General features: G+C 66.2%; 25 protein-coding genes and 1 pseudogene. 12 read left to right on the forward strand and 14 right to left on the reverse strand.

Going from position 1 to position 25,699, the window contains the following annotated elements:
* Positions 1-38: 38 nt before the first annotated feature.
* The 7 genes from ruvC to IFU00_12835 all read left to right on the forward strand — a co-directional run bounded on the left by ruvC (position 39) and on the right by IFU00_12835 (position 7,462).
* Entirely contained in the window at positions 39-578 is a 540-nt protein-coding gene (gene ruvC / locus IFU00_12805; GenBank protein ID MBD8543157.1) for a crossover junction endodeoxyribonuclease RuvC, read from the forward strand.
* A gap of 15 nt (positions 579-593) precedes the next feature.
* Positions 594-1,172 carry a Holliday junction branch migration protein RuvA gene (gene ruvA / locus IFU00_12810; protein MBD8543158.1) on the forward strand — a complete coding sequence of 193 codons (579 nt, stop codon included), beginning with the start codon at positions 594-596 and terminating at the stop codon, positions 1,170-1,172.
* A 13-nt stretch (positions 1,173-1,185) separates the two neighbouring features.
* Positions 1,186-2,262: a Holliday junction branch migration DNA helicase RuvB gene (ruvB, locus tag IFU00_12815; protein ID MBD8543159.1), complete on the forward strand. Its 1,077-nt coding sequence runs from the start codon at positions 1,186-1,188 to the stop codon at positions 2,260-2,262.
* A gap of 74 nt (positions 2,263-2,336) precedes the next feature.
* On the forward strand, positions 2,337-2,849 hold the full coding sequence (locus IFU00_12820; GenBank protein MBD8543160.1) for a hypothetical protein: 513 nt from the start codon (positions 2,337-2,339) through the stop codon (positions 2,847-2,849).
* Between the two features lie 121 nt (positions 2,850-2,970).
* Complete coding sequence (locus IFU00_12825) at positions 2,971-5,307, forward strand: GAF domain-containing protein (GenBank protein ID MBD8543161.1); 2,337 nt, start codon at positions 2,971-2,973, stop codon at positions 5,305-5,307.
* Entirely contained in the window at positions 5,304-5,771 is a 468-nt protein-coding gene (locus tag IFU00_12830; GenBank protein MBD8543162.1) for a response regulator, read from the forward strand. The genes IFU00_12825 and IFU00_12830 overlap by 4 nt, the downstream gene beginning before the upstream one ends.
* Positions 5,762-7,462 carry a response regulator gene (locus tag IFU00_12835; protein MBD8543163.1) on the forward strand — a complete coding sequence of 567 codons (1,701 nt, stop codon included), beginning with the start codon at positions 5,762-5,764 and terminating at the stop codon, positions 7,460-7,462. The genes IFU00_12830 and IFU00_12835 overlap by 10 nt, the downstream gene beginning before the upstream one ends.
* 17 nt (positions 7,463-7,479) lie before the next feature.
* On the opposite strand, the gene IFU00_12840 is transcribed toward IFU00_12835, so the two are convergent.
* From IFU00_12840 to IFU00_12870, 7 genes are all read right to left on the reverse strand, one after another.
* Positions 7,480-7,854, reverse strand: coding sequence for a hypothetical protein (locus IFU00_12840; protein ID MBD8543164.1), 375 nt, complete (start codon positions 7,852-7,854; stop codon positions 7,480-7,482).
* Positions 7,855-7,923: 69 nt separating this feature from the next.
* Positions 7,924-11,022: an efflux RND transporter permease subunit gene (locus IFU00_12845; protein MBD8543165.1), complete on the reverse strand. Its 3,099-nt coding sequence runs from the start codon at positions 11,020-11,022 to the stop codon at positions 7,924-7,926.
* 6 nt (positions 11,023-11,028) lie between these two features.
* Positions 11,029-12,144 carry an efflux RND transporter periplasmic adaptor subunit gene (locus tag IFU00_12850; GenBank protein ID MBD8543166.1) on the reverse strand — a complete coding sequence of 372 codons (1,116 nt, stop codon included), beginning with the start codon at positions 12,142-12,144 and terminating at the stop codon, positions 11,029-11,031.
* A gap of 1 nt (position 12,145) precedes the next feature.
* Entirely contained in the window at positions 12,146-12,721 is a 576-nt protein-coding gene (locus IFU00_12855; GenBank protein ID MBD8543167.1) for a hypothetical protein, read from the reverse strand.
* Positions 12,718-13,959: a TolC family protein gene (locus IFU00_12860; protein ID MBD8543168.1), complete on the reverse strand. Its 1,242-nt coding sequence runs from the start codon at positions 13,957-13,959 to the stop codon at positions 12,718-12,720. The genes IFU00_12855 and IFU00_12860 overlap by 4 nt, the downstream gene beginning before the upstream one ends.
* A 79-nt stretch (positions 13,960-14,038) precedes the next feature.
* Positions 14,039-14,425 (reverse strand): hypothetical protein, encoded by a 387-nt coding sequence (locus tag IFU00_12865; GenBank protein ID MBD8543169.1) that lies wholly within the window; start codon positions 14,423-14,425, stop codon positions 14,039-14,041.
* 81 nt (positions 14,426-14,506) lie between these two features.
* Complete coding sequence (locus tag IFU00_12870; protein MBD8543170.1) at positions 14,507-14,962, reverse strand: hypothetical protein; 456 nt, start codon at positions 14,960-14,962, stop codon at positions 14,507-14,509.
* Positions 14,963-15,210: 248 nt separating this feature from the next.
* On the opposite strand from IFU00_12870, the gene IFU00_12875 reads away from it, so the two are divergent.
* The 3 genes from IFU00_12875 to IFU00_12885 are packed head-to-tail and all read left to right on the forward strand — an operon-like array spanning position 15,211 to position 18,762.
* Positions 15,211-17,022, forward strand: a complete 1,812-nt coding sequence (locus tag IFU00_12875) for a CIA30 family protein (protein ID MBD8543171.1) — start codon at positions 15,211-15,213, stop codon at positions 17,020-17,022.
* A gap of 16 nt (positions 17,023-17,038) precedes the next feature.
* Positions 17,039-18,160, forward strand: coding sequence for a sensor histidine kinase (locus IFU00_12880; GenBank protein ID MBD8543172.1), 1,122 nt, complete (start codon positions 17,039-17,041; stop codon positions 18,158-18,160).
* Entirely contained in the window at positions 18,157-18,762 is a 606-nt protein-coding gene (locus IFU00_12885; protein MBD8543173.1) for a response regulator transcription factor, read from the forward strand. The genes IFU00_12880 and IFU00_12885 overlap by 4 nt, the downstream gene beginning before the upstream one ends.
* 71 nt (positions 18,763-18,833) lie before the next feature.
* Here IFU00_12885 and IFU00_12890 read toward each other — a convergent pair.
* The 4 genes and pseudogenes from IFU00_12890 to IFU00_12905 all read right to left on the reverse strand — a co-directional run bounded on the left by IFU00_12890 (position 18,834) and on the right by IFU00_12905 (position 20,449).
* A pseudogene (locus IFU00_12890) lies at positions 18,834-19,199 on the reverse strand (hypothetical protein).
* A 115-nt stretch (positions 19,200-19,314) separates the two neighbouring features.
* On the reverse strand, positions 19,315-19,650 hold the full coding sequence (locus IFU00_12895) for a QacE family quaternary ammonium compound efflux SMR transporter (protein ID MBD8543174.1): 336 nt from the start codon (positions 19,648-19,650) through the stop codon (positions 19,315-19,317).
* Positions 19,651-19,695: 45 nt separating this feature from the next.
* Complete coding sequence (locus IFU00_12900; GenBank protein ID MBD8543175.1) at positions 19,696-20,148, reverse strand: DUF2147 domain-containing protein; 453 nt, start codon at positions 20,146-20,148, stop codon at positions 19,696-19,698.
* A gap of 106 nt (positions 20,149-20,254) precedes the next feature.
* A complete protein-coding gene (locus IFU00_12905) occupies positions 20,255-20,449 on the reverse strand; it encodes a hypothetical protein (GenBank protein ID MBD8543176.1) in 195 nt (64 codons plus the stop codon).
* A 232-nt stretch (positions 20,450-20,681) separates the two neighbouring features.
* Between IFU00_12905 and IFU00_12910 the strand changes: the two genes are divergently transcribed.
* Complete coding sequence (locus IFU00_12910; protein ID MBD8543177.1) at positions 20,682-22,163, forward strand: alanine:cation symporter family protein; 1,482 nt, start codon at positions 20,682-20,684, stop codon at positions 22,161-22,163.
* 116 nt (positions 22,164-22,279) lie between these two features.
* Positions 22,280-23,353, forward strand: coding sequence for an MBL fold metallo-hydrolase (locus tag IFU00_12915; protein MBD8543178.1), 1,074 nt, complete (start codon positions 22,280-22,282; stop codon positions 23,351-23,353).
* On the opposite strand, the gene IFU00_12920 is transcribed toward IFU00_12915, so the two are convergent.
* From IFU00_12920 to IFU00_12930, 3 genes are read right to left on the reverse strand one after another with little or no spacing between them, the layout of a single operon-like run.
* Positions 23,354-24,037, reverse strand: coding sequence for a transglycosylase domain-containing protein (locus tag IFU00_12920; GenBank protein MBD8543179.1), 684 nt, complete (start codon positions 24,035-24,037; stop codon positions 23,354-23,356).
* On the reverse strand, positions 24,037-25,182 hold the full coding sequence (locus tag IFU00_12925; GenBank protein MBD8543180.1) for an acyltransferase: 1,146 nt from the start codon (positions 25,180-25,182) through the stop codon (positions 24,037-24,039). Before IFU00_12925 ends, IFU00_12920 begins: the two co-directional genes overlap by 1 nt.
* A 32-nt stretch (positions 25,183-25,214) precedes the next feature.
* Positions 25,215-25,583 (reverse strand): hypothetical protein, encoded by a 369-nt coding sequence (locus IFU00_12930; GenBank protein ID MBD8543181.1) that lies wholly within the window; start codon positions 25,581-25,583, stop codon positions 25,215-25,217.
* Positions 25,584-25,699: the final 116 nt, after the last annotated feature.

The following is a 25,699-nucleotide window of genomic DNA, read 5'->3' on the forward strand; positions in this document are numbered from 1 at the left end:
TTCCCCACGAACACCCCCAGCCGGGGTAACATTCCAGCATGATTATTCTCGGCATCGACCCGGGCCTGCGCACGACGGGGTTCGGCGTCATTGAAAAACACGGCACGAAGCTGCGCTACATCGCTTCGGGCACCATCAAGACCGGGCTGGAAGGCGCCTTGCCGCCACGCCTGAAAGTCATCCTGCACGGCGTCAGCGAGATCATCGCGACCTACCAGCCGGCCTGTTCCGCCATCGAAAAAGTGTTCGTCAACGTCAATCCGCAATCGACCCTGCTGCTGGGCCAGGCGCGCGGCGCGGCCATCACGGCGCTCGTGGGCGCCGATCTCGATGTAGCCGAATACACGGCGGTGCAGGTCAAGCAGGCGGTGGTGGGCACAGGCCGCGCGGCCAAGCCGCAGGTGCAGGACATGGTTGCGCGCCTGCTCAAGCTGCCGGGCCTGCCGGGCAGCGATGCCGCAGATGCGCTCGGCGTCGCGATCTGCCATGCCCACACGATCGACACGCTGGCCCTCTTGGGCGCGATTGCGCCCGACATGATCGGGCTGCGCATGAAAAACAGCCGTCTCGTCTCATAACAAGGAACTCATTCGATGATCGGTCGTCTCTCCGGAACCCTGCTCGAAAAAGCGCCGCCGCACGTGCTGGTGGATTGCAATGGCGTCGGCTATGAAGTCGATGTGCCGATGAGCACGTTCTACAACCTGCCACACACGGGCGAAAAAGTCGTGCTGTTTACGCACCTGACCGTGCGCGAAGATGCGCACCTGCTGTTCGGTTTTGGCACCGCGTCTGAACGCGCGCTGTTCCGGCAACTGATCAAGATCACGGGTGTCGGCGCACGCATGGCGCTGTCGATCCTGTCGGGCATGACCGTGGCCGAGCTGTCGCAGGCCGTCACGCTGCAAGAGACGGGCCGCCTGGTCAAGGTGCCCGGCATCGGCAAGAAGACCGCCGAGCGCCTGCTGCTCGAACTCAAGGGCAAACTCGGTGCCGATATCGGCATGGTGGCCGGTGTCCCGCGCGACGACACGCAGACCGACGTGCTCAACGCGCTGGCCGCGCTGGGTTACTCCGACAAGGAAGCGCTGCTCGCGATCAAGAACATGCCAGCCGGCGCCAGCGTCTCGGATGGCATCAAATTTGCGCTCAAGGCGCTCTCCAAAGCCTGACCGGATGTAAGCAATGAGTATCCAGACCGACAACTTTACCGAACAGCGCGTGATCGACGCCGCGCCGGCCTCGCCCAACGAAGAGGCGATCGAGCGCGCGCTGCGGCCCAAGCAGCTCGACGAATACGTCGGCCAGGAAAAAATCCGCGACCAGCTCGAGATTTTCATCACGGCCGCGCGCAACCGGCGCGAGGCGCTCGACCACACGCTGCTGTTCGGGCCACCGGGCCTGGGCAAGACGACGCTCGCGCACATCATCGCGCGCGAGATGGGCGTGAACCTGCGCCAGACCTCGGGCCCCGTGCTCGAACGTCCGGGCGACCTGGCGGCATTGCTGACCAATCTCGAGCCGAACGACGTGCTGTTCATCGACGAGATCCACCGCCTGTCGCCGGTGGTCGAAGAGATCCTGTACCCGGCGCTCGAGGACTACCAGATCGACATCATGATCGGCGAAGGCCCGGCCGCGCGTTCCGTGAAACTCGACCTGCAGCCGTTCACGCTGGTGGGCGCGACCACGCGCGCCGGCATGCTGACCAATCCGCTGCGCGACCGTTTCGGGATCGTGGCGCGCCTGGAGTTCTACAACGTCCCCGAGCTGACCAAGATCGTGCTGCGCAGCGCCGCGTTGCTGGTGGCGCCGATCGACGAAGAAGGCGCGCGCGAAGTGGCCAAGCGCGCCCGCGGCACGCCGCGGATCGCCAACCGCCTGCTGCGCCGCGTGCGCGATTTCGCGCAGGTGAAAGGCACCGGCGAGATCACGCGCGACATCGCCGACCGCGCTCTCAAGATGCTCGACGTCGACAGCGTGGGCTTTGACGTGATGGACCGCAAGCTGCTCGAAGCAGTGCTGTTCAAGTTTGCCGGCGGCCCGGTCGGCATCGGCAACCTGGCCGCCGCCATCGGCGAAGCGGCCGACACGATCGAAGACGTGCTCGAACCCTTCCTGATCCAGCAAGGCTATCTGCAGCGCACCCCGCGCGGGCGCATCGCCACGCCGCTGGCCTACCAGCACTTTGGCGTGACCGCGCCACGCATCAGCCCGACGGGCGACCTGTGGGACAGTCTGCCGCCAGGGCAGGGCGGCTGAAGTGGCTCGTGGCCTGATGTGACTTCGTGCGCGCGATGGTCAGCGCACAGCAATATTCTCTTTTTGGAGCAATCGTGAAAATGCTATTCCCGGCCGTCCTGGCCCTGGCCCTGCTGGGCTGCGCCGCGCCGCCAATCCAGGGCGACGTACCCTCTCCGCTGGGAGACGGCGTATGGTCAGGGACGTTGACGTCGCAAACGATCAGCCCTGATGATTCGGTGGCGGAAGGCACGTCGGACCTTCTGGTCGCGAGCTGCAAGGGCGTCGTACGCATCTGGGCGAGAGACGTGGGCCCCCAATTCCCGGATAGCGCCTATGTGCGACTGGGGACGAAATACCGCGTCCAATCGCTTCCTGACAGTCACATGATTTACTATCTCCACGCAGCGCCGACGCAGCCTGATTGGGTGGAAATCCAGACTTATGCGTTTCTCGAGCTCGATGCGGATACCGCCGCACTGCAATGGAGTCGCGCTGTCAACAATCGCGATATCGATGGCGCCGCACAGGGCCGCTATTTTTTCAGTCAGGGCACTACCCGACTGAAACGTGTGAACCGTGACTGCAGTAGCAGGCTGATGGAGTAAGCATCGTCTGGCGCAAGAGCGAAAGGTGCCGTCGTCGCGCGACGATTATCCGCAGTTCCGACGTTAGTGTTACTCTTCGCCCCTTCGTCTAGCAAACGGCCATGCGATAAAGAGTCACTCAATGAGTCGCAGCACCCTGCCGTTCCCGTATAGTATCAAGCGCCATGGCGTCTCCCTGTCCAACTGCGACGATGAACCGGTGCAGACCCCGGGCTGCATCCAGGCGCACGGCTTGCTGCTGGCGCTCAGCCCCGATGATCTGATCGTGCGCCAGGCCAGTGAAAACTGGCCGCAGCGTACCGGCCTGGCCATGGAGCAGGTCCTGGACCAGCCCCTGGCCGCCGTGATTGGCCCGCAGGCGGTGCAGTGCATCGTGCAAGCGATGCGCACCGAAGTCCTGGAGCGCAATGCGCTGTACGTGCTGACCGCGCCGCTGCCCCATGCCCCTTGCCGCGATATCGCGATGGACTTTTCGGTCCACCAGGCCGACGGCGTCCTGATCGTCGAGATCGAGCCGGCCAGCCGCCCGGGCGACACGGTCGTGACCGACAGCGACTATTACTCGATGGTGAAAACGACGCTGGTGCGCCTGAAATCGGCCAGCAGCCTGAGCGCGTTCTGCGACATTGCCGCCAACGAGGTACGCCGCACGACGGGCCTGGACCGCGTGATGATCTACCGCTTCCATCGTGACGAGACCGGTGAAGTGATCGCCGACGCGCACCGCAGCGACCTCAATTCGTGGCTGGGATTGCGTTATCCGGCCAGCGATATTCCGGTGCCCGCGCGCGCCATCTTCAAGCGCATCGGCGTGCGGCCCTTGCCGGACGTGGACGGCGCGCTGATGGAGATCGTACCGCTGCTGAACCCCGTGACGGGGCGGCCACTGGACATGACCTATTGCGCCCTGCGCGGCGCCTCCGTCATGTACACCGATTACCTGCGCAATATGGGCGTGGCGGCCACGCTGACGATGCCGATCCTGCGCGATGGCCGGCTGTGGGGCCTGATCGCCTGCCACCATTACGCGCCGATCGTCCTGCCCTATACTCTGCGCGCGGCCGCCGAATTCCTCGGCCAGGTCACGTCCCTCGAAATCGCCTCGGCCGAGGGCCGGGAGCATCTGGAATACCGGCTGAAGCTCGAGGCCGCGCACCATGCGGTGCTGGGCCAGGCGCTCGCGGACGGCAACTACGCCGCGCTGACGCATGGTGCGCCTTCGCTCCTCGACGGCATCGACGCGGGCGGCGTGGCGGTATCGGAAAACGGTCATTGGAGCATGGCCGGCGCCACCCCGGATGCCCAGCAGCTCACGGCACTGGCAGCCTGGCTGACGCTGCACAGCGCGCGCCTTGCCGATGGCGGCACAGTCATCGCGCTGGACGACCTGGGCCGCGCTTATCCTGAGGGCGGCGACGCGCTTGGTTGCTGCAGCGGCCTGCTGGCGTTTCCGATTTCGCAGCGCAGCCAGGGCGACTGGGTCATCTGGTTCCGCCCCGAGCAGTTGCAGACTTATCGCTGGGGCGGTAATCCGTACGAAGCCGGCAAGGCCACCGGGGAGCACGGCACGCGCCTGACGCCGCGTCAGAGCTTCGCCGTGTGGCAGGAAGAAGTGCGGGGCCGCGCCGAACCCTGGAAGCCGGTCGAGATCGAGGCGGCCAAAAACCTGCGCCTGTTGATGCTCGATGTCGTCGTCGCCCGCGCCGAACAGCTGGCGGCGCTGAACACGGATCTGGTGCGCAGCAACGACGAACTCGACGCCTTTGCCTACGTCGCCGGCCACGACCTGAAAGAGCCGCTGCGCGGCATCCACAAGTACGCGCACTTCCTGCTCGAAGAAACGAAGGCGGGTCGCCCGCTCGATGCGCATGGCCGCGAACGCATCGACGCCATGTTGCGGCTGACCGTGCGCATGGACAGCCTGCTCGACGCGCTGCTGCACTTTTCGCGCGTCGGCCGGCTCTCGCTCGCGCGCCAGCCGATCGCGCTGGGCGACGTGGTGGCCGAAGCGACGGACATGCTCGGCGCGAGTCTGCTGGGGCGCGACATCGACGTACAGATTCCAAGGCCGCTGCCGACGATCTCATGCGACCGTATCCGCGTACGCGAAGTGTTCGCCAACCTGATCTCCAACGCCGCCAAGTACAACGACAAGCTGCAGCGCCGGATCGAGATCGGCTATCTCGATCCGGCCGATGGCGCCGACGCCGTCTCGACGTTCTACGTGCGCGACAACGGCATCGGCATCGACGCCAAGCACAGCGAGCGCGTCTTCATGATGTTCAAGCGTCTGCACACGCGCGACGCCTACGGGGGCGGCAGTGGCGCTGGCCTGGCGATCGTCAAGAAGCTCGTCGAGCAGCACAATGGCCATAGCTGGTTCACGTCCGAAGTGGGCGTCGGCACCACGTTTTACTTCACGCTGATCGGCGCCGGCATGAAGCAGTCCGGCGCATGATGCCCCTGGTGCGGAGCGACCTGCCGCCCATTCTGGTCGTCGACGACAGCGACGACGATGTCGACACCGTGTCGATTGCCGCGCGGCGCGCCGGCATCGGCAACCTGCTGGTGCATGCCCGTGACGCCGATGACGCCAGGCGCCGGCTGTTCGCCGCGGCTGGTGACGCCTACGCCTTCATGCTCCTGGACTGCAATCTGCCCGGTGAAGACGGCCTGACGCTGCTGGAAGAAGTGCGCCGCCATCCACAACGCCGCACGCTACCCGTCATCGTGCTGACCGCCAGCATCAACCCGCGCGACCGCGATGCATTCTACGCGGCCGGCGGCAACGCCTATCACGTCAAACTGGTGAGCTTCGAAGAAGGCCTGGCCAACCTCGAGAGCATCTTCCGCTACTGGCTGACGCACGTCGTGCTGCCGGGCGCAGACACATCATCGACTGGAAAACCCTTATGCCCGTGACTTACGACACCGATCGTCCCTGGCGCATCCTGCTGGTCGATGACAATGCGCTGGACCGCGCCGACGCGAAAGCGGCGCTGCTGGGTGGGCACGATCGCCGCTACCAGTTCGTCGAAGCGACGTCGGCGAACGAGGCGATGCACCTGTGCGCGAGTTCGGCGCCATTCGACTGCATGATTCTCGACTTCTTTTTGCCCGACGGCGACGCGCTCGACGTGCTGGCGCGCCTGCCGTGCGACGCCGACAGGATTCCGCACCTGCCTGTCGTGATCCTCACCGGCGTGGCCGGGACGGAGAGCCGCGCGTCGCTGCGCCACGGCGCCCAGGATTTCGTGGGCAAGGCCTGGCTGGGCCGCGAAAGCCTGACCTGGGCCGTCGAAAACGCCATCGAGCGGCGCAAGATCGCGCGCGAAGTCATGGCCGAACGCCACCTGATGGACAACCAGCGCCAATACCTGTTCGAGGCCGAACGCACGGCGCGTCTGGAAAGCGAACGGGTGGCATTGCTGAAGGACGAATTTCTCGCCACGCTCAGCCACGAACTGCGCACGCCGCTGGCCGTGATCGTCGGCTGGGCCGGCGTGCTGCAACGCGCGCAGGACAACCCTGCCACCGTCAAGCGGGGCGTCGACGCGATCGCGCGCAATGCCGGCCTGCAGGCCAAGCTGATCAACGATCTGCTGGACATGAACCGCATCGTGACCGGCAAGCTGATTCTGCATCTGCAGCGGCTCGACCTGAGCGCACTGCTCGATTCGGCCGCCGAATTCTTGCGTCCGCTCGCCATCGAGAAGGGCGTCGCCATCCGGATCGATACCCATGACGGCGCGCCGCTGGACCTCGATGGCGACCCGATCCGCTTGCAGCAGATCTTCGCCAATTTGCTGGGCAATGCACTCAAGTTCACCCCGGGCGGTGGCGCGATCACCCTGACAGCCCAGCGCCGCAATGACGGACAGGTCGCGGTGACGGTGCGCGACAACGGCGAGGGCATCGATGCGCGTTTCCTGCCGCAGTTGTTTACGCGCTTCAGCCAGGAAAACAGCAAGGCTGCGCGCGTGCATGGCGGGCTGGGGATCGGTTTGTCGATCGTCAAGCAGTTGACCGAGCTGCATGGCGGCACGGTCAGCGGCGACAGCGCGGGCGTCGGCCAGGGCGCGACCTTCACGGTAATGCTGCCGCTGCGCGTTGTCGATGCGGCAGGCGACGACGCGGCCGGCATGGTTGCTGAAGCAGAAGCGAATGCGGAAGCCGACCAGCTGATGCTGATCGACCTGCACGGCGTGAGCGTGCTGCTGGTCGATGACAACGAAGACATCCTGGAACTGAGCAGGCGTGTTCTGGAAGAGCGGGGCGCCGGTGTTGTCACCGTCAATTCGGTCGTGGCGGCGCTCGCGCAGTTGGGCGATGTGCACCCGCAGGTGCTGGTCAGCGATATCAGCATGCCCAAGCTCAATGGCTATGACCTGATCCGCACGGTGCGCAACGACATGCGGCTCGATGAACACATGCTGCCGGCGGTGGCGATGTCCGCATTCGCGCGGCCACTGGACCAGCAGCGCGCCTTGCAGGCGGGGTATCAGGCGTACGTGATCAAGCCCTTGCAGCCGCATCTGCTGATCCGGGCGGTGGCGCGGCTGGTGGGGCGGGGCGACGTGTCGCCCCTGGCACCGGCGTTGCAGCCCCACTGAACCTGCCCGGCAAGACCTTACTTGACCGAAAAACGAACGCTGACCGTCTTCTTGTCAGCGAACGTGATCGCCGCGACGGCCTTGCTGCCGGCAGCAAGCTTCGGGTCACCCTTGACCACCAGCGTATTGCTGCCGCCGGCCACGAGCGGCAGTTCGGTTTTTTCGTTTCCTTTCAGGACGGTCAACGTGCCGGTCGCGCCGGCGGTCTGCTTGTCCTTGCCATGGTCGTCGACATGGATGGTTGCGGCGCCATTGCTGGCCACCAGCTCGAACGACAGGTCGCCCGCGCTCTGCACGATGCCGCCATGTTTTGCTTTCGCGCCGTGCGCGTGGACGTTACCCGACAGGATGACACTGGCCGCGAGGGCCGCTACTGCAAAGATGGTCTTCATTGTTTGCTCCAGAAAACGATGGCGGCTCGGGATGGGCGCCGCCATATGGCCCATGTAACTCACATCACATCACATCACTTCGCCACGGTCGTCCGCCAGCAACCGCTCCAGCGGTCGCCGGCCGACCTTCCAGAAGATGAGCGGTGTCAGCAGCGAGTCGAGCAGCGTGGAACTGATCAATCCGCCAAAGATGACGACGGCAACCGGGTGCAGGATTTCCTTGCCCGGTGCATCGGCCGCCAGCAGCAGTGGTGTCAGCGCGAATGCCGCCACCAGTGCCGTCATCAACACGGGTGTGAGGCGCTCAATCGAGCCGCGCACGATCATCGGCCAGCCAAACTGCTCACCCTCGAACTTGCACAGGTTGACGTAGTGGCTGACCTTGAGGATGCCGTTGCGGGTCGCGATGCCGGCCAGGGTAATGAAGCCGACCATCGACGCCACCGACAGCGCAACCCCCGCGATCCACATGGCGATGACACTGCCCACCAGCGCGAACGGGATGTTGCCCATGATGACGAGGGCCAGCGTGGTCGAGCGGTAGCGTGAGTACAGCACCAGGAAGATCAGCACCAGCGAGGCCAGCGACAGGCCGGCGATCAGCTGCTGCGCCTGTTCCTGCGCCTGGAACTGCCCTTCGACGCGGATGAAATAGCCGCCGGGGAGCGCGCTGGCGGCCACCGCCTGGCGCACGTCGCCGATGACCCGTGCCATATCGGCGCCGTCGGTATTGGCGTAGACGACGATGCGGCGCCGGCCATTTTCGCGCCCGATCTGGTTCGGCCCGTCGCCTTCCTCGACGGTGGCCACCGCGGACAACGGAATCTGGCCTGCGGGTGCTGTCAGCATGATCCGCGCCAGATCCTGGGGTGTGCGGTCGGCGTCCGACAGGCGCACGACCAGATCGAAGCGGCGGGGGCCATCGATGACCTGGGTCACGCGCGTGCCTTCGGCCAGCGCCTGCAAGGCCTGCAGCACGTCGCCCGCCGCCAGGCCGTACTGGGCGGCCTTGCGGTAGTCGATCCGCACCTTGATCTGCGGGATCAGGACCTGCCGCTCCACCGACAGGTCGACCAGCCCCGGCACGCTCGCCAGACGCGTGCGCAGGGTTTCCGCCAGGCCCCGGAGCGTGTCGATGTCGTCGCCGTAGATCTTCAGCGCCACCTGCGCGCGCACGCCGGACAGCAGATGGTCGAGCCGGTGCGATATCGGCTGGCCGATCGCCACCGAGGCAGGGATCACGGCGAGCTGGTTGCGGATGCTGGCCATGATGTCTTCGCGGCTGCGTCCGGACGGCTTGAGGTCGACGTCGATCTCGGACGAGTGCACGCCTTCCGCATGCTCGTCCAGTTCAGCGCGCCCGGTGCGGCGCCCGACCCGGGTCACCTCCGGCACCTGGGCGATCAGGGTTTCGGCCAGGGCGCCCATGCGGTTGGCTTCGGCCAGCGAAGTCCCCGGCGTGAAGGTCATCCCCATGACCAGCGAGCCTTCGTTGAAGGCCGGCAGGAACGCGCGCGGGAAGAACGGTACCGAGGCCGCCGCCGCAACCACGGCGACGAGCGCCACCGACAGCAGCATGCGGGTACGGGGCAGCGACCAGTTCAGTGCGGCGGTATCCCACTGCTTCATGCGCCGCACGACCGGGCTGTCGCCACGGTGCAGGCGCTTCATGCGTGGCAGCAGGTAGTACGCCAGGGCCGGCGTGACGGTCATCGACACCAGCATCGATGCCAGGATCGACGTGATGTAGGCGATGCCGAGGGGCGCGAACAGGCGGCCTTCGATGCCGGGTAGCGCGAACAGCGGCACGAACACGAGCACGACGATGACGGTGGCGTAGACGATCCCCGAGCGTACCTCGACCGAGGCGTGCCAGATCACGTCCAGCACCGACTGCCCCGACTCGCTGCGCTGCTTCAGCCTGCGCACGATGTTTTCCACGTCGACCACCGCATCGTCCACCAGCTCGCCGATGGCGATCGCCAGCCCGCCCAGCGTCATGACGTTGATGGACTGGCCCAGCAGGTGAAATGCCAGCGCCGTGACGGCCAGCGACAGCGGGATGGCGACCAGCGAAATGACCGTCGTGCGCACACTGAGCAGGAAAGCAAACAGCACGATGGCAACCAGGATCGCCCCGTCGCGCAGCGCCTCGACGACATTGCCAATGGACGCGTCGATGAAACTGGCTTGCCGGAACAGGACCACGGGCGGCGCGATGCCGGCCGGCAGTCCCTGCCTGAGTTCGGCCAGCGCCGTCTCGATGGCCTGCGTCAGCTTGACCGTGTCGCCCGCAGGCTGCTTCTGGATGCTCACGATCACGGCCGGCTTGCCGTTCAGGCCCGCGTCGCCGCGCTTGAAGGCTGCCGCATAGCGCACGTTGGCAACCTGGTCGAGCACGACCGGCGCGCCATTGCGGAACGCGACGGCCAGGCCTTGCAGGTCGTCCAGGCGGTTGGTGCGGCCCAGGTTGCGGATCAGGTATTCACGATTGTTCAGGTCGACGAAGCCGCCGCTGGTGTTGGCGGCAAACCCGCGCAATGCGTCAGTGACCTGCGCCAGCGAGACACCGAATTGCGCCATGCGCGCCGTGTCGGGTTCGACGCGCAACTGGCGCACCTCACCGCCGATCGGAATCACCTGCGACACACCCGGGATCGACAAGAGGCGCGGGCGCAGGACAAAATCGGCGTACTCGCGCGCCTTCATCGGATCCGTTTTGGCGGTGTCGATCGGCAGCGCGATCAGCATGATCTCGCCCATGATCGAGGACACCGGGCCCATCACGGGTGAGATCGCGCCCGGCAGCTGCTCCTTGACGAGCGTGATGCGCTCGGACACGAGTTGCCGGTTGCGATAGACATCGGTACCCCAGTCGAACTCGGCATACACGATCGACAGGCCGACGCCCGACACCGAACGCACCCGTGTCACGCCAGGCATCCCGTTGAGCGCCGTCTCGATCGGGAACGACACGAGCTGCTCGACTTCTTCGGGCGCCATGCCGCCGGCTTCGCTCAAGACGGTGACCACCGGCTTGTTCAGGTCGGGGAACACGTCGACCGGCGTGCGCGTTGCGGTCACCGCGCCGTAGATCATCAACAGGAGGGCCGCCGCCAGGACAAACAGGCGGTTATGCAGGCTGAAACGGACAATGGCATTGAACATCGCCGCTCACCTGATCTGGTTGATCAGGGAGGTCCCGATGATCACCACCCTGTTGTCGGGACTGAGCCCTCTCGTCACGATGACGGTGCGGGCATCGAGCACCGTGGTCTCGACCGGCAGGGCAATGAAACGCTGGGCGCCGGACTTGATCCAGACCACCGTTTCATTGGCCGGATTGCGCGCCAGGGCGGCCGCCGGCAAGGCAATGCCCTTGATCGTCGTGTCCAGTCTGGCCAGGACCGTCACTGGCTGCCCCACCGCCAGGCCGAGTGCGGCGCCGCGCGCCCGGAAACTGATGGGTACGGCGCCATCGCGCAGGCTCAGTCCACCCCCAAGCAGCGTCAGTTCGGCATCCGGGGCGTCGACCAGCGCCGCACCGCGGATCTTGCGCGCGATCGATGCGTCGGTCGTCAAGGCCTCGATCACCATGCGCTGCGGATCGACGATCTCGAACAGGATGTCGCGCGACTCGACGATCTGGCCGGCCAGCACGGCGGCGCCGGCGATGACGCCGCTGGCCGGCGCAACGATCGCCTGCGTGCCGCTGATCGAGTTGGCGACGGCGCGCTCCTGGCCGATGGTGCCCTGCAATTCGGCACGGGCGGCGTCGATGTCCTTGGCCGGCACCACGCCTTCCAGCAACGCCAGGCGCTGCACCCGCTTTTCCAGCACGGTGCGGCTGGCACGCAGCGCGGCCAGTTGCGCCGCCTGGTTGCCACGCTCGATGGCCGCGCCGACAGGGGCAATCCGTGCCAGCAGCTGGCCCTTGACGACACGCTGGCCGGCGACCGGCAAACCCTGCGGTCCGGGCGCGATCTGGCCGGCAAACGGGGCTTGCACGCGGCCGCCGGCGTTCGGGTCGATGGCAGCGCGCCCGTTGAGCGTCACGCTGCGCGCGAACTCGCCTTCCTTGACCATCAGCGTGCGCACGCCCATGCGGCGCTGCGCTGGCTTGGGCACGTTGACGCTGCCATCCGGCAGGCGCGCCAGTCCACCGGCCGACTGGCTTGCCGCGCCGTCGAGATGCTCGCCGTTCGGACCATGCGCACCTGGTGAGGCCAGCAGGGAGGTTGCCCAGACGGCGGCGATGATGCCGGCAATAACACGGTGTGAAATCATCATGTCAGGCTCCCTTGCGTTGGCGGCGACGGCGCGCCAGGAATACGGCAACGGCAACGGCAACGGCAACGGCAACGAGCGCCAGGGCAGCAGCGGCCACCAGCCACCAGCGGCGGTCAGCGCCATGTTCGTGGTCGTGCTCGGTGGCAGGCTCTGGCACCGTCAGCACGCCTTCCAGCAAGTCGCTTTCCTCGCCAGTGACCAGCGTGAACAGCAGCGGGTGTGAGCCCGGTCTCGCGATCGCGGCCAACAACGCCGGATCGTCGACGGCGTAGTCGCCCTGGTCGGCGTGGAACGTTGCCCTTGCTGTCAGTTGCTTGTACTGGACCTCGAGCGCGCCGTTCAGGACCGGCTCGTTGGTTTCGTAGCGATCGATCATGATCGACAGCTCGCCACCGGCCAGGTGGCCAAGCAGCTCGAACGATTCGGTGAAGGTTTCGATGCGCGGTATGGAGGTGACGGCGCCGGTGGCCGTTGGCTGGCCGTCAAGGTGCTCGCCATTGGGGCCGTGGGCGCCAGGGCTGGCACAGGCGGTCGACGAGATCAGCATGGCGATCAGCAGCAGATACAGGTGTTTCATGGAAGGATTCCCAACGCTTGATTGAGGGAGGCATGCGCCAGGCCGAGCGCAACGCGTTGCTGCGCCACGGCGACGTCGGCCTCGTGGGTCAGGGCATGCGAGCGCAGCAGTTCTGCAAGGCCACGTTCGCCATGCTGGAATGCCTTGGCAAACAGCGCCGTGTGTTCATGCAGCGCGACCGCGCGTGCCTCGGCGGTGGCAAGGGCAAGCCGGGCATTCACCAGGCGCTCCCGCGCGACCTCGACGTCGGCGACGGCGCTCGCTTGTGCCTGCGCCGCTTCGGCGGCCGCTGTCGCGATGACCGTGCTGGCCTGCGCTTCGATGCTGCGATTGCGTCCTGCGCTGCCAAGCGGGATCTGCAGGGCGATGCCGATGCTGCGAGCGGGTTCGCGCAAGGCCCGCTCATCTTCGCGCCGCACCGACAGGGCCACCGTCGGCGGCGCCGCGCGGCTCGCCTCGGCCAGGCGCAATGACGCCCGCGCACGCCCCTCGGACGCCTGCGCAGCCTGGAGCCTGGGGTTGGCAGGCGCATCGGTGTCGTGGAGCGGCTCCGGTTCGAGCGCAGGCAGTTCGGGCAGGCCCGTCAGGACCCGATAGCGCGCCAGCGCGTCGGCGGCGGCGGTGCGCGCATGCAGGACCTGGACCCTGGCAGCGAGCACTTCCTGCTCTGCCAGCAGACCGTCGCTGCGGGCCAGGTCGCCCGCGGTAACGCGCCGTCGCACTTCTTCGGCCAGTTGCTCCAGATGCTGCACGTGGCCCTGTCGTTCATCGAGCGTGACCCTGGCGGCGGCCGCTTCCCACAGGCGGCTGCGCACCAGGCCGGCAATCTCGAGGCGCGTGGCGCCCAGGTGGGCGGCGATTTCTTCGTTACTGCGCTCGGCGAGCGTTTCGCGCGCCCGCTTCTGGTGCGGGAGCCAGATCGAGGTCGATACCGACAGGTCGGATTCGCGTTGATCGCGGCCGGACGCGCCGGTGTCATTGCGCTGCGACAGTCCAAGCGTCGGACTGGTCGCCAGCCATGATCCGGCCAGGCCGCGGGCCGCGGCGGCTTCGTCCTGGCGCGCTTCCAGCGTCCGGGCAACGGGTGCGCGGCGCCAGGCGCTATCGACGGCTTGTTGCAGGGTGGTGCCGACCGGAAGCGGCTTCATTGGCGGCATGATTGGCGGTGTTGCTCCTGCCACGCATTGAAGCGCGAGGCCGGCACCGGCAAGGTAAAGCGACACGCGGATTATGCGCATGTGTTCTCCATCGGGTGATAGTGACGATCACCGGGGGCGAGCACACCGGCGCGACAGGCGTCGCGCCGTTATCTTGCGATCATGCGTGCAGCGGCCCCCCGGCAGCTTGGCCGGGGGCGGGGGAAGGCGGTCTTGACGGACCGTCGAGGAACGGTTCCGGAACCCACTGGGTCACATGCGAAACGAGCTTCGAGACCAGTTGCTGGGGCGCGACAGGTAGTGGCGGCAGGCCAACGCCTGCGGGCTGGGAAGGCGACGTATGGTCTTGCGCGTGATCGCGCGACGCGTCGGAATCGTCGTAATGGATGGTGCCGTCGTCGGCGTGGTGGTGGTGAGAAATACCCTGGTCATGTTCGAGCTCGTGCACCAGCGACACTGGATTGCCGTTTGATGGCACGCCGCCCTGCATGGCGAAGCCGTACAGAGGCAGGCACAGCAGCAAGAGGATGTGAAGAATCCGACGCAAGGCGATCACCAGTGGGTTTGGCGAAATTATAGCAGCAGGTTTGCTGCGCAACTGTCGGGCAATGAGGATGCCGCGCCACGTTCAGGGAACCAACACCACCTGCCGCGCGGCGCGCCAGCGCAGCAGCGCTTGCGTCTGCGTACGCAGTACCGGATACACCATGGTCAGGTACAGCGTCAGCGTGAAGCCGAGCAGCACGCCGGCGGTCCACATGAAGGCAGGCGCGGCGCCGCGCCACAACAACGCGGCGCAGAACGCAAGGGGCACGGCCAGCAGCAGGGCGGCCAGTGCGCGCAGCAGGCCAGAGCGGCGCAGCAGATGCCCGGCCATCCCGGTCACGAAGAAGGCACACGCGCCGAGCACGAGGCAGGCCAGCGTTGCCGCTGCCTTGCCCGCGTGCGGCGTCATGGCGCCGGCCGGCAGCACGATTGCTGGCGCGACGAGCACCAGCATGCCGGCGGCAAAGCACAGCAGGCGCAGGATCGTCATGGCGATTTTTCGCGCGGCAAATTTGACAGGGACGGTGTTCTGGCTCATACGAGATCGATTGTATTATTCAGCCAGCACGGCAGTGTGATAAAGATATCACACAGGCAATATTGCGGGCCCGAATAAGGTGATCGGCACACGACAGATTTGTCCTTGTTTTGCCGTGAATGTGTCGTTCAGATGTAGCGGGAGCCTGGCCGGACATGACAGTTGTCATCTGATAGTGATGGCAACTGCGCCTGTCGGCATACCAGCGCGATCGCCATACTGGTTTCACACCAACCCGTGAGGAAACCATGTCCACCATCGTCGCAAAAGCGGCACTTGCCGCAGCCGGTCTGTCCCTCTCCTGCCTGGCGCTGGGCGCCGCTACCCTGGTCCAGGACGTGCGCGTCTTCGACGGCAAGGCCGTGCACGAACGGCGCTCGGTGCTGTTCGATGATGCGCGCGTCGTCGATGCGGATTTTCGCGGGCCGGCCCCGGCAGGGGCGCGCATCGTCAAAGGCGCCGGGCGCACGCTGCTGCCGGGCCTGATCGACGCCCATACCCACGCCTTCAGGCAATTCGACTTGCCGGTGCTGTTTGGCGTAACGACCCAGATCGACATGTTTACCGCCGTGCCGGTCATGCAGGACGCCAAACGCAGCATGGCCGCAGGCAGGCATGCGGGGCAGGCCGACCTGTTCTCGGCCGGCACCCTGGCCACGGCGCCGGGCGGCCATGGCACCCAGTTCGGCGTGCCGATCCCGACCCTGAGCAGCCCGGGCGAGGCGCAGGCCTTTGTCGACGCCCGCATTGCCGAGGGCTCCGACTTCATCAAGATCGTGCTGGAAGCGGGCGGCCATGGCACAGGCAAGATGCACTCGCTCGACATCGCGACTGCCACCGCGCTGATCGAGGCGGCGCACCGGCGCGGCAAGCTGGCCGTTGTACACGTCAGCACCGAACATGACGCCCGCGCCGCGCTCGAGGCCGGCGCCGACGCGCTGGTCCATTTGTTCCTGGGCGCCGCGCCCGATCCAACGGCGGTCGACAGCCTGGCCAAACTGGCCAAACGCAAGAACGCCTTCGTGATCCCGACGTTCAGCGTCATGGAAAGCATGGCCGGCGTGCGCGTCGACGACTTGCTGGGCGATGCGGATCTGGCGGCGCTGGTCGAACGCGAGGGCGCGACGACCCTCAAGGCGCGCTACGGCCAGCAGGTGCAGCCCCAATTGCTGGCCATGCCGAAGGCGGTCACCGCGGCATTGGCCAGGGCGGGCGTGCCGATCCTGGCCGGCACCGATGCCGGCAATGCCGGCACGCTGTATGGCATCAGCATGCACCGCGAACTGGCCGCGCTGGTGGAGGCAGGTTTGACGCCGACCGCCGCGCTGGCCGCCGCCACCAGCGCACCGGCCGCCGCCTTCCGGCTGGGCCGGCGCGGCTGTATCGCCACGGGCTGCAAGGCTGACCTGCTGCTGGTCGAGGGCGACCCGACACGCGATATCACGGCCACGCGCCGCATCGTCGAGGTGTGGAAGGACGGGCAGAGCGCGAATGCGTTGCGCGACGCCAGGCGTGAACGGGTCGCGCAAGAGCGCGGCGGATCGACGCGCCAGAACTTGCCGGCCGATGGACGCATCAGCCAGTTCAGCGCGGCGAAACTGGCCAGCCCGTTCGGCAGCGGCTGGATGCCGTCGACCGACCAGTTCGCCGGCGGCAAGTCGACCGTCAAGCTCGACGTGCTGCCGGCGCTGCCCGACGGGCAGATACCGCTGGCGGTGCAGGCCAGCGTTGCCCCCGGCCTGCCGTATGCGTGGTCGAGCGTCGCGTTCATGCCCGGCGCGCAGCCGATGCAGCCGGCCGACCTGAGCGCGGCCCGGGTGTTACGTTTCAAGGTGCGCGGCGACGGCAAGACCTACCAGGTGATGATCATGGGCGCGGCCAATAACCGGCCGAGCAGCGTGCCATTCGTCGCTGGCAAAGAGTGGGAGGACATCAGCGTGCCACTGTCGGCCTTTGCCGGCATCGATCCGGCGGCGGTTGCCATGCTAGCATTCAGTGCCGGGCCACAGCCGGGCGAGTACCGCTTCGAGCTCGCCGACGTGCGCCTGCTGGCGCAATAACCATCACGGAGTCACGATGACAACGACCTTCAGGCAGGTACTGGCGCGACCGTGGATGCCGGCCGACTACGGCGCATTGCAATACACGTGGCTGCTGTCACTGGGCTACCTGTTCTGGAAGTTTTATTACGTGAGGCCCGGCGTGGCCGAGGCGGTGCTGCTGGCGCTGACGATCGTCCTGTTCGTGCCGCTGTACTGCGCCAGCTTCTGGCCGCGCGGCTGGCGCGTCGGCGCCTGCGTGGCAGCCACCTGCCTGATCGGCGCAGCCTGGGCGCCGTGGAATCCGGGCGCTGCCTGCTTCTTCATCTTTGCCTGTGCCATGTGCGCCCGCATCCCCGGCACGGCCCGCGCCGTGGGCGCGATGCTGGCCGTGATCGCCAGTGGCGCGGTGGTTGCCCTGCTGATCCCGCAGATGCAGATGGTGTTCCTGCTGCCGATCCTGATGGCCGGCATGCCGGTCGGCCTGTCGTGCATCATGGATGCACGGCTGCGCACGTCGCGCACGCTCCTGATGCGCAAGCAGGAAGAGGTCGAGCACATGGCGCGCATCGCCGAGCGCGAACGCATCTCGCGCGACCTGCACGACCTGCTGGGCCACTCGCTGTCGATGATCGCGCTGAAGGCCGAACTGGCGCGCAAGCTGGCGCGGCGCGACCTGGCTGCCTGCGAGCGCGAAATCGCCGACATCGAAACCAATGCGCGCGGTGCGCTGGCCGAGGTGCGCGCCGCCGTGACGGGGTTTCGCCACAGTGGCCTGGTGCAGGCGCTGGCCAGCGCCCGCGCCAGCCTGCTTGCCGCCGACGTACTCCTCGACGAGCGCATCGAGCGCATCGACCTGGCGCCGGCGGCCGAACACGTGGTAGCGCTGGCCGTGCGCGAGGCGGTGACGAATATCGTGCGCCATGCCGGCGCGTCGCGCTGCACGCTGAGCCTGGTGCAAGAGCAGCAGGATGGCCAGACGCATGCCGTGCTGCGCGTGCTCGACGACGGCAAGCTGCGCAGCACGGATGGCCTGCAGCCGGGCAACGGCCTGGCCGGCATGCGCGAGCGCGTCGCGGCCCTGGGCGGGCGCTTGTCGCTGCAGGCCGGCGCCGGTCTGGCGCTCGAACTGCACGTGCCGGCGGGAGCATCGGCATGATCCGCATCCTGATCGCCGAAGACCAGACTCTGGTGCTGGGCGCGCTCAGCGCGCTGCTGCGGCTCGAACCGGATTTCGACGTCGTGGGCGGCGCTGCAGACGGGCGCGCGGCGCTGGCGCTGTGCGAGCGGCTGGTGCCGGACATCGTGCTGACCGATATCGAGATGCCGCACATGACGGGCCTCGAACTGGCGCAGGGCCTGGCTCAGCGCAAGCTGGCCTGCCGCGTCGTGGTCGTGACCACGTTTGCGCGCAGCGGCTACCTGCGCCGCGCGATGGAAGCTGGCGTGCGCGGCTATCTGCTGAAAGACGCGCCGGTCGATGCGCTGGCCGCGGCGATCCGCGTCGTGCACGGCGGTGGCCGCGCAATCGCGCCCGAACTGGCATTGGAGAGCTGGAACAGCGGCAGCGATCCGCTGACTGAGCGCGAGCGGCAGGTGCTGCGGCTGGCAGGCGAAGGGCGCAGCAGCGGCGAGATCGCGCGCCAGGTGCACCTGTCGGAAGGCACGGTGCGCAACTACCTGTCCGAGGCGATCAGCAAGCTGGGGGCCGGGAACCGCGTCGAAGCCTACCGGTTGGCGCGCGATGCCGGCTGGTTGTAGTCGTCGGGATTGCGGCGGGGCCGGCTCAACTGGTTCCAGGCGACCGTTTTATTAGCGCGCCGGGGTGGCGCTGGTGGTTGTGGCACATGCATCAGCGGATAGATGAAACTGCAATAGAGCAGGACCGTGTGCACCAGGAAGAACGTGCACAGGTAGACCATCAGCATATTGCTGCCATGCCAGATGACGATGCCGCTGGCGCCGAACGGCACCATCAGCAGCAGCGCCGCGAACGAGCGCAGCATGGCGTCGCGCCCCATGCGATGGCCCGCCATCGCCACCAGGAAGAACCCGCCCGAACCCAGCGCCACGCCCACCAGCACGATGTACGGCTCGAGCCAGTCCGGGATGCCATGCGCCGTCGAGGCCAGCAGCGCAGCCGGCAGCAGGATGGCGAACACGCCGGCGGCCATGCTCAGAAGCCGCAGCACGCGCATTTCGCGCCCGCGAAAAACGGGGCGTGCGGTACGCGTGATCGGAGTGGATTTCATGGGGGGGATGATCGGGATGGGGCCGGATGTAACGTCCGGGCGCACGGCGCGGTTGACATGGTCAGTGCCCGACGCTTTTTGAGAACAGGTTAATGACCAGCACGCCGGCGATGATCAACGCCAGCCCGGAAATCGCCGCCAGATCCAGGCTTTGCTTGAAATACAACCAGCTGACGATCGAAATGAGCACGATGCCCACGCCCGACCAGATCGCGTAGGCGATGCCGGTTGGCAGCACGCGCAGGCTGAAGGTGAGCAGGTAGAACGACAGGGCATAGCAGCCGACGGTGATCAGGCTGGGCAGGGGACGGGTAAAGCTGTCGGACGCTTTGAGGGCCGTGGTGCCGATCACTTCGGCAACGATGGCAAATCCGAGATAAAGGTAAGCGAGGTTCAGGGTCATGGAAAATGAAAACGGCCCGTTGCCGGGCCGTGGTAACGATTACTGCTCGCGCTGCCAGGTCTGGGTGCGTCCGAACATCGGCGCGCCGATATAACCGCGCACTTCGAGCTTGTTGCCGTTGTCGGCCAGCGTGGCCTTGCTCTTGTAGGTCTTGCCGGCGGCCGGGTCGAGGATTTCGCCGCCGGTGTAGTCGCCGCCGTCTTTTTTCAGGCCCGACAGGATGGTCATGCCGATGATCGGCTGGTCCTTGCGCGCGTCGCTGCATTTGCCGCACAGCGGGTTCTGCTCTTCGGATGGCGCGCGGTACAGTTTTTCGATCTTGCCGGTCAGGATGCCGCCTTCTTCGGTGATCCGCACCAGCGCCTTCGGCTTGCCGGTCTTGTCATCGATGGTCTTCCAGGTGCCGACAGGCGAGGTGGCCTGTGCCCATGCGGCGGCGGGCAGGGTGAGCATGGCGGCGGCAATCAGGCTTGCTTGGATCAGGTGGCGCATGGTGGTGTCTCCAGTGTTGTTGTAGGTACGGCGCCAGTGTAGCCTACCGCTTCGCCCGTGTGACAGGTTGACGCCCGAGGATGTCTTCCAATCGCGCAGCACGGGCCTATGGCGCGTTGCGCACGTCTTCCGGGGTGACCTGGTGGCGCCGCTCGGCCGGGCGGGTCAGCACGCGCAGGCTCACTTCGAGCGGCACGCCCAGCGTGGCCAGTTCGCGCGCTGCAGGGCGGGCCTCGATCGACACGTCGTGCAGCACGGCGTCGATGAGGAGGGCGGTCTTGTAATCGCTTCGTCGGTCCATGGTGGGATCGTATCATGTCCACCACGCTTTAGATCGCCAGCAATTGGTGCACCGACCGGGCGCGCCTGCACCAGCAGCGCTCATTTCCTGCCCATCCTGAGTCAGCCCGGCCGACGGCGCCACAGGGCCGAAAAAATGATGTGAATTCCTTACGGAATCATGTAACTTGTGCGACGTCACGGCGGCCACATGCCGCTCTTCCGGAACCCCTCAACGCAGGAGTCGCACCACCATGCTCGACCTGGTCAACGCAGTCAACGGTATCATCTGGAGCCCCATCATGATCGCCCTGTGCCTCGGGGCGGGCTTGTATTTCTCGATTCGCGGCCGCTTCCTGCAGGTGCGGCATATTCGCGAGATGCTGCGCCTGATGCGTGAAGGGAAGAGCTCGGAGCAGGGCGTGTCGTCGTTCCAGGCGCTGGCCATGACGCTGGCCGGCCGGGTCGGTACCGGCAATATCGCTGGTGTGGCCACCGCCATCACGTTCGGCGGCCCGGGCGCCGTGTTCTGGATGTGGGCCGTCGCCTTCCTGGGCGCCAGCTCGGCCTTCGTCGAATCGACGCTGGGCCAGGTCTACAAGGAGCAGATCGGCAACCAGTACCGCGGCGGCCCGGCGTTCTACATCGAAAAAGGACTTGGGATGAAGCGCTACGCGTGGACCTTCGCCATCGCCACGCTGTTCGCCACGGGCCTGCTGCTGCCGGGCGTGCAGGCCAACTCGATCGCCGAAGGTCTCAAGACCGCCGCCGGCATCGATCCGCTCTACACCGGCATCGGCCTGGCCGTGGTGCTCGCTGCGATCATCTTCGGCGGCGTCAAGCGCATCGCCCATTTCGCCGAGATCGTGGTGCCGTTCATGGCGGCCGCCTACATCCTTGTGGCCGTCGTGGTGGTGGCCATGAACATCGAAGCACTGCCAGGGGTGCTGCGCCTGATTGTCAGCTCGGCCTTCGGCCTGGACGCTGGCTTCGGCGCCATGCTCGGCATGGCGATCCAGTGGGGCGTCAAGCGCGGCATCTATTCGAACGAAGCCGGGCAGGGCACCGGCCCGCACGCGTCGTCGGCGGCCGAAGTGAGCCACCCGGCCAAGCAGGGCCTGGTGCAGGGCTTCTCGGTGTACATCGACACGCTGTTTGTGTGCTCGGCGACCGCCTTCATGCTGCTGGTGACAGGCCAGTACAACGTCGAAAATACTGACGGCACGGCGCGCTTCATCGGCGTGCAGGGCGTGGCGTCGGGCCCCGGTTACGTGCAGACGGCGCTCGAGAACGTGCTGCCGGGCTTCGGCGCACTGTTCGTCGCGATCGCGCTGCTGTTCTTCGCGTTCACGACCATCGTCGCCTACTACTACATCGCTGAGACCAATATCGCCTACATGGACCGCCATAACCGCCATCCGTGGCTGGGCGTGCTCCTCAAGCTGTGCATCGTCTCCGCGACGATCTACGGCGCGGTCAAGACCGCCGACGTGGCCTGGGGCCTGGGCGACATCGGTGTCGGCCTGATGGCCTGGCTGAACATCGTCGCGATCTTCTTGCTGCGCAAGGACGCCTTCAAGTGCCTGCGCGATTACGAGGCGCAGAAGAAGGCCGGCAAGGAACCCGAGTTCGATCCGGTCGCGCTGGGGATCAAGAATGCGCATTACTGGGAGGGGCGTGCTGCTGCGCTGAAGGTGCAAGGCGACGGTGCGCGCGACGCGGCGGCAGTCAAATAGCGTCGCGTGATGCTCCGGCCATCCAGGCCGGGGCGTCCGCCGGATCGTCCTCCACCCGCGCCAACGCCCGAACGTCCGAATTGGCCGCAGTGCACTTTTATCGAATCGACGCGTTCATGCGCCCGCTGATCGGCATCATCCTTCTGGGAGCTCTCGCTACCATGGCAATCTCCCCTCCGGTCTCGGCGACCACCACGACCACGCCGCAGTCGCCCCAATATCACGACGGCAAATACCGCAATCCGGTCGCCATGCACAAGCTCGGTCCTGGCGAGATCGCCAAGCTGTGGTGGGCCTTCGTGTTCCACAAGCCGGCCGGGACCACGCCACAGCAGGCGGTGCCGGTGCAGCCGCTGACCCGGGCAGCCCTGCTGGCCGCGCCCGACAACACGCTGTACCGCCTCGGCCACTCGACGATGCTGATCAAGCTTGCCGGCGAGTTCTACCTGACCGACCCGGTGTTCTCGAAGCGCGCATCGCCCGTGCAGTGGTTCGGCCCGGCGCGCTTTCATGCGCCGCCCATCTCGATCGACGACCTGCCGCCCATCAAGGCGATCATCCTGTCGCACGACCATTACGATCATCTCGACTACGCGGCGATCATGGCGCTGGCGGCAAAGACAGCCGTGTTTATCACGCCGCTGGGCGTGGGTGACCGGCTGGTCGACTGGGGCATCGACCGCGCCAAGGTGCGCCAGTTCGACTGGTGGCAGGGCGCCGAGATCGACGGCGTGCAGTTCGTCGCGACGCCGGCCCAGCACTTTTCGGGCCGCGGGCCGCGCGACGGCAACTCGACGCTGTGGGCATCATGGGTGATCCGGCACGAGAACCTGCGCCTGTTCTTCAGCGGCGACACCGGTTATTTCAAGGGCTTCAAGGAGATCGGCGCCAAATTCGGGCCATTCGACATGGCGCTGATCGAAACCGGCGCCTACGACAAGCTCTGGCCGGACATCCACATGCAGCCGGAAGAAACCCTGCAAGCGTTCGTGGACCTGAACGCAGCCTGGTTGCTCCCGATGCATAACGGGACGTTCGACCTGGCGCTGCACCGCTGGCAGGAGCCGCTCGACCGGATCGAGGCGCTGGCCAACGAGCGCGGGATCAAGCTGACGACGCCGCAGATGGGCGAAGCGCTGAACCTGAATGCACCGCAGGCCGGCGGGCGCTGGTGGCATGGCCTCAAATGATCACGCGCCGCAGTGCGCCAGTGTTGTATCGAACCAGCCCTGCGCCTTGCAGGTGCCATGTACCAGCGCACGCACCCGTGCCACGCGCGTGGCATGTGCGGCTGGCTGCCTGACAGGATGGTACGCGTTGGGTGCCTTGATCATGGCAACCAGGCCAATGAATTCTTCTTCGCTGGTCTGTTCCAGCGACTTGCCGAGATAATTCCGGGACGCCGCTGACAAGCCCATGATCTGCCTGCCGTTATGCGTTCCCAAATAGACATGGGTGGTGTACAGCGCCAGTTGTCGCGCCTTGGATAGCCTGGCGTCGAGCACCACGGCCATCGCATCACGGCCCAGATCGATCCGTTTGCAGCACGCGAAGACGCTGCGGTACAGCGCCTGCAACGCGCCGCCGGCCCCGCCCAGATCCGCCCCTTCCAGGTAGACGTCGCGCGCCACCGCGCCCGAGATCGTCGCAAAGCCCTGGCCGCTGGTCAGGCTCACGCCGTGGTGTACGAAGAAGGCAGGATCTTCGACGCGCAGCAGGATCTGCGTCTGCCGCGCGGACAGGGGCGCGTCAGCGATTGCAGGCATGTGCGCAGTGACAGTGTCAAAGGTAGCCCAGGCCCAGATGACGACAAGGAGCAGATAGCCCGCCACCATCGCGGGCAGGATCGACAGCCAACGGGTTCGTCGTCGCATCACACGCCTTTGACGGGCGCCTGGCCCACGGATGGTCTGCGCTGCAAACCCAGATGCATGGCGCCGTGTTCGAGCAGGCGCGCCAGCGCGTAACAGCACAGCAGCACCGGCAAATAGACGACAAAGGTCCAGGTTTGCACGTCGCCCAGAAGTGACCTGTACAGCCACTGCGTGGCAAGCACGATGAACATGTGGAACAGGTACAGCTCATAACTGAGGCTTCCCATGCGCGCCAGCCATCCCAGACCACGGCGCGGCGCAGGTGGCTGCGCGTGAAAGGCCAGCAGCAGCAGGCAGGCGCCGACGCAAATCACATACAGGTTCGACTTGAACAGATGTCGGTAGACCACGTCCGACCAGCCCAATACCAGCACAAGGCACAGCGCACCAGCCAGACCCATGATGCGGGCCCCTCGTTTGCCTGGCTGCCACCGGCGCGCCAGCAGTGCAGCGAGCACGCCCCAGGCCAGCGCGGCCATCCCGGGCAGGTATGCCTTTTCCCACCAGACCTCGTCGCTCATCGGCACCAGCGCGCGCAACGGTTGCAGTCCCAGCGCCAGCATGACCAGCATGCCGATCAGGACACGGCGCGGCAGCCACAGGCACAGCAGCGGAAAGCCCACGTAGAACACTTCTTCGATCGACAGTGACCACAGCACATCCCAGCCCGGCGGCGCCCAGCCAGTGCGGCCCTCGTACCAGTTGAACGTGAACGTCAGTGCCGAACCAAGCAAGCCGGCCAGCGACTGGCGGTCGGTCTCTGGCGCGAATCCCGGTACCTGGCACACGGCCAGCAGCGAGAGCAGCGTCAGGGCCAGGCCGAGCAGGGGCAGGATGCGCCGCGCGCGGGCGCGGTAGAAACGGCGCAGGTCGACCTGTCCAACGTCGCCATCGCGTTCGATGATACGCAGCGTGATCAGAAAGCCCGACAACGTGAAGAAGATGAAGACTGCTTCGTAGCCGTTGAAGCTGATGGCGTCGATCAGTCGCTTGGGCAGCCACTGGCCAAGCAGGCTTGGGCCCAGCGGCAGGCGAAACGGCAAGGCCAGATGGTGCACGATCACGAGCAGGATCGCCAGGCCACGCAGGCAATCGATGCCGACGTTGCGCCGCGCGGCGTGCCAGTGGGGACGGGAAGTCGTCATGCGGTGCTTTCCAGGGTGATTGCTGCCATCGTCTACAGGGAGTGTTCCCAAACCAGGCGCCAGGTTGCGCGTACCCGATATGTCGCTACGCGCAGCAACGGCGCGTTGCCTTCGAACGTGCGCCGTTCGCGAACGTCTTGCTGCAGCAGGCCCGAGACCGACAGTCGCAGGCGCGATCTTGCATCACGCTTCCACAGTGTGTAAAGGTCAAGCTGGCGTTTCATGCTGTCTGCATCGACGATCGATGCGCTGCTGCGGCTGACAACGCCGCTGGTGTGGGTATAGGTGCCGCCGACGTCGATGCGCCCGCTCGTGCCGCCAGCCGGTCGATCGTGGCCTTGCCTTCTAATTCGATGCCATGCACGGCCGCCCGGCCTGCATTGACCGACGTTGCGGTCCACGACTAAAAGCCGGGGTCAGGTCTGACATTCGGACACGAACTCGACTAAAAGCCGGGGTCAGGTCTGACATTCGGACACGAACTCGACAATTGGGTAGTCGGAACCAGCTTGCACCG

The organism is Oxalobacteraceae sp. CFBP 8761 (assembly GCA_014841595.1).
GTDB lineage: Bacteria > Pseudomonadota > Gammaproteobacteria > Burkholderiales > Burkholderiaceae_D > Telluria.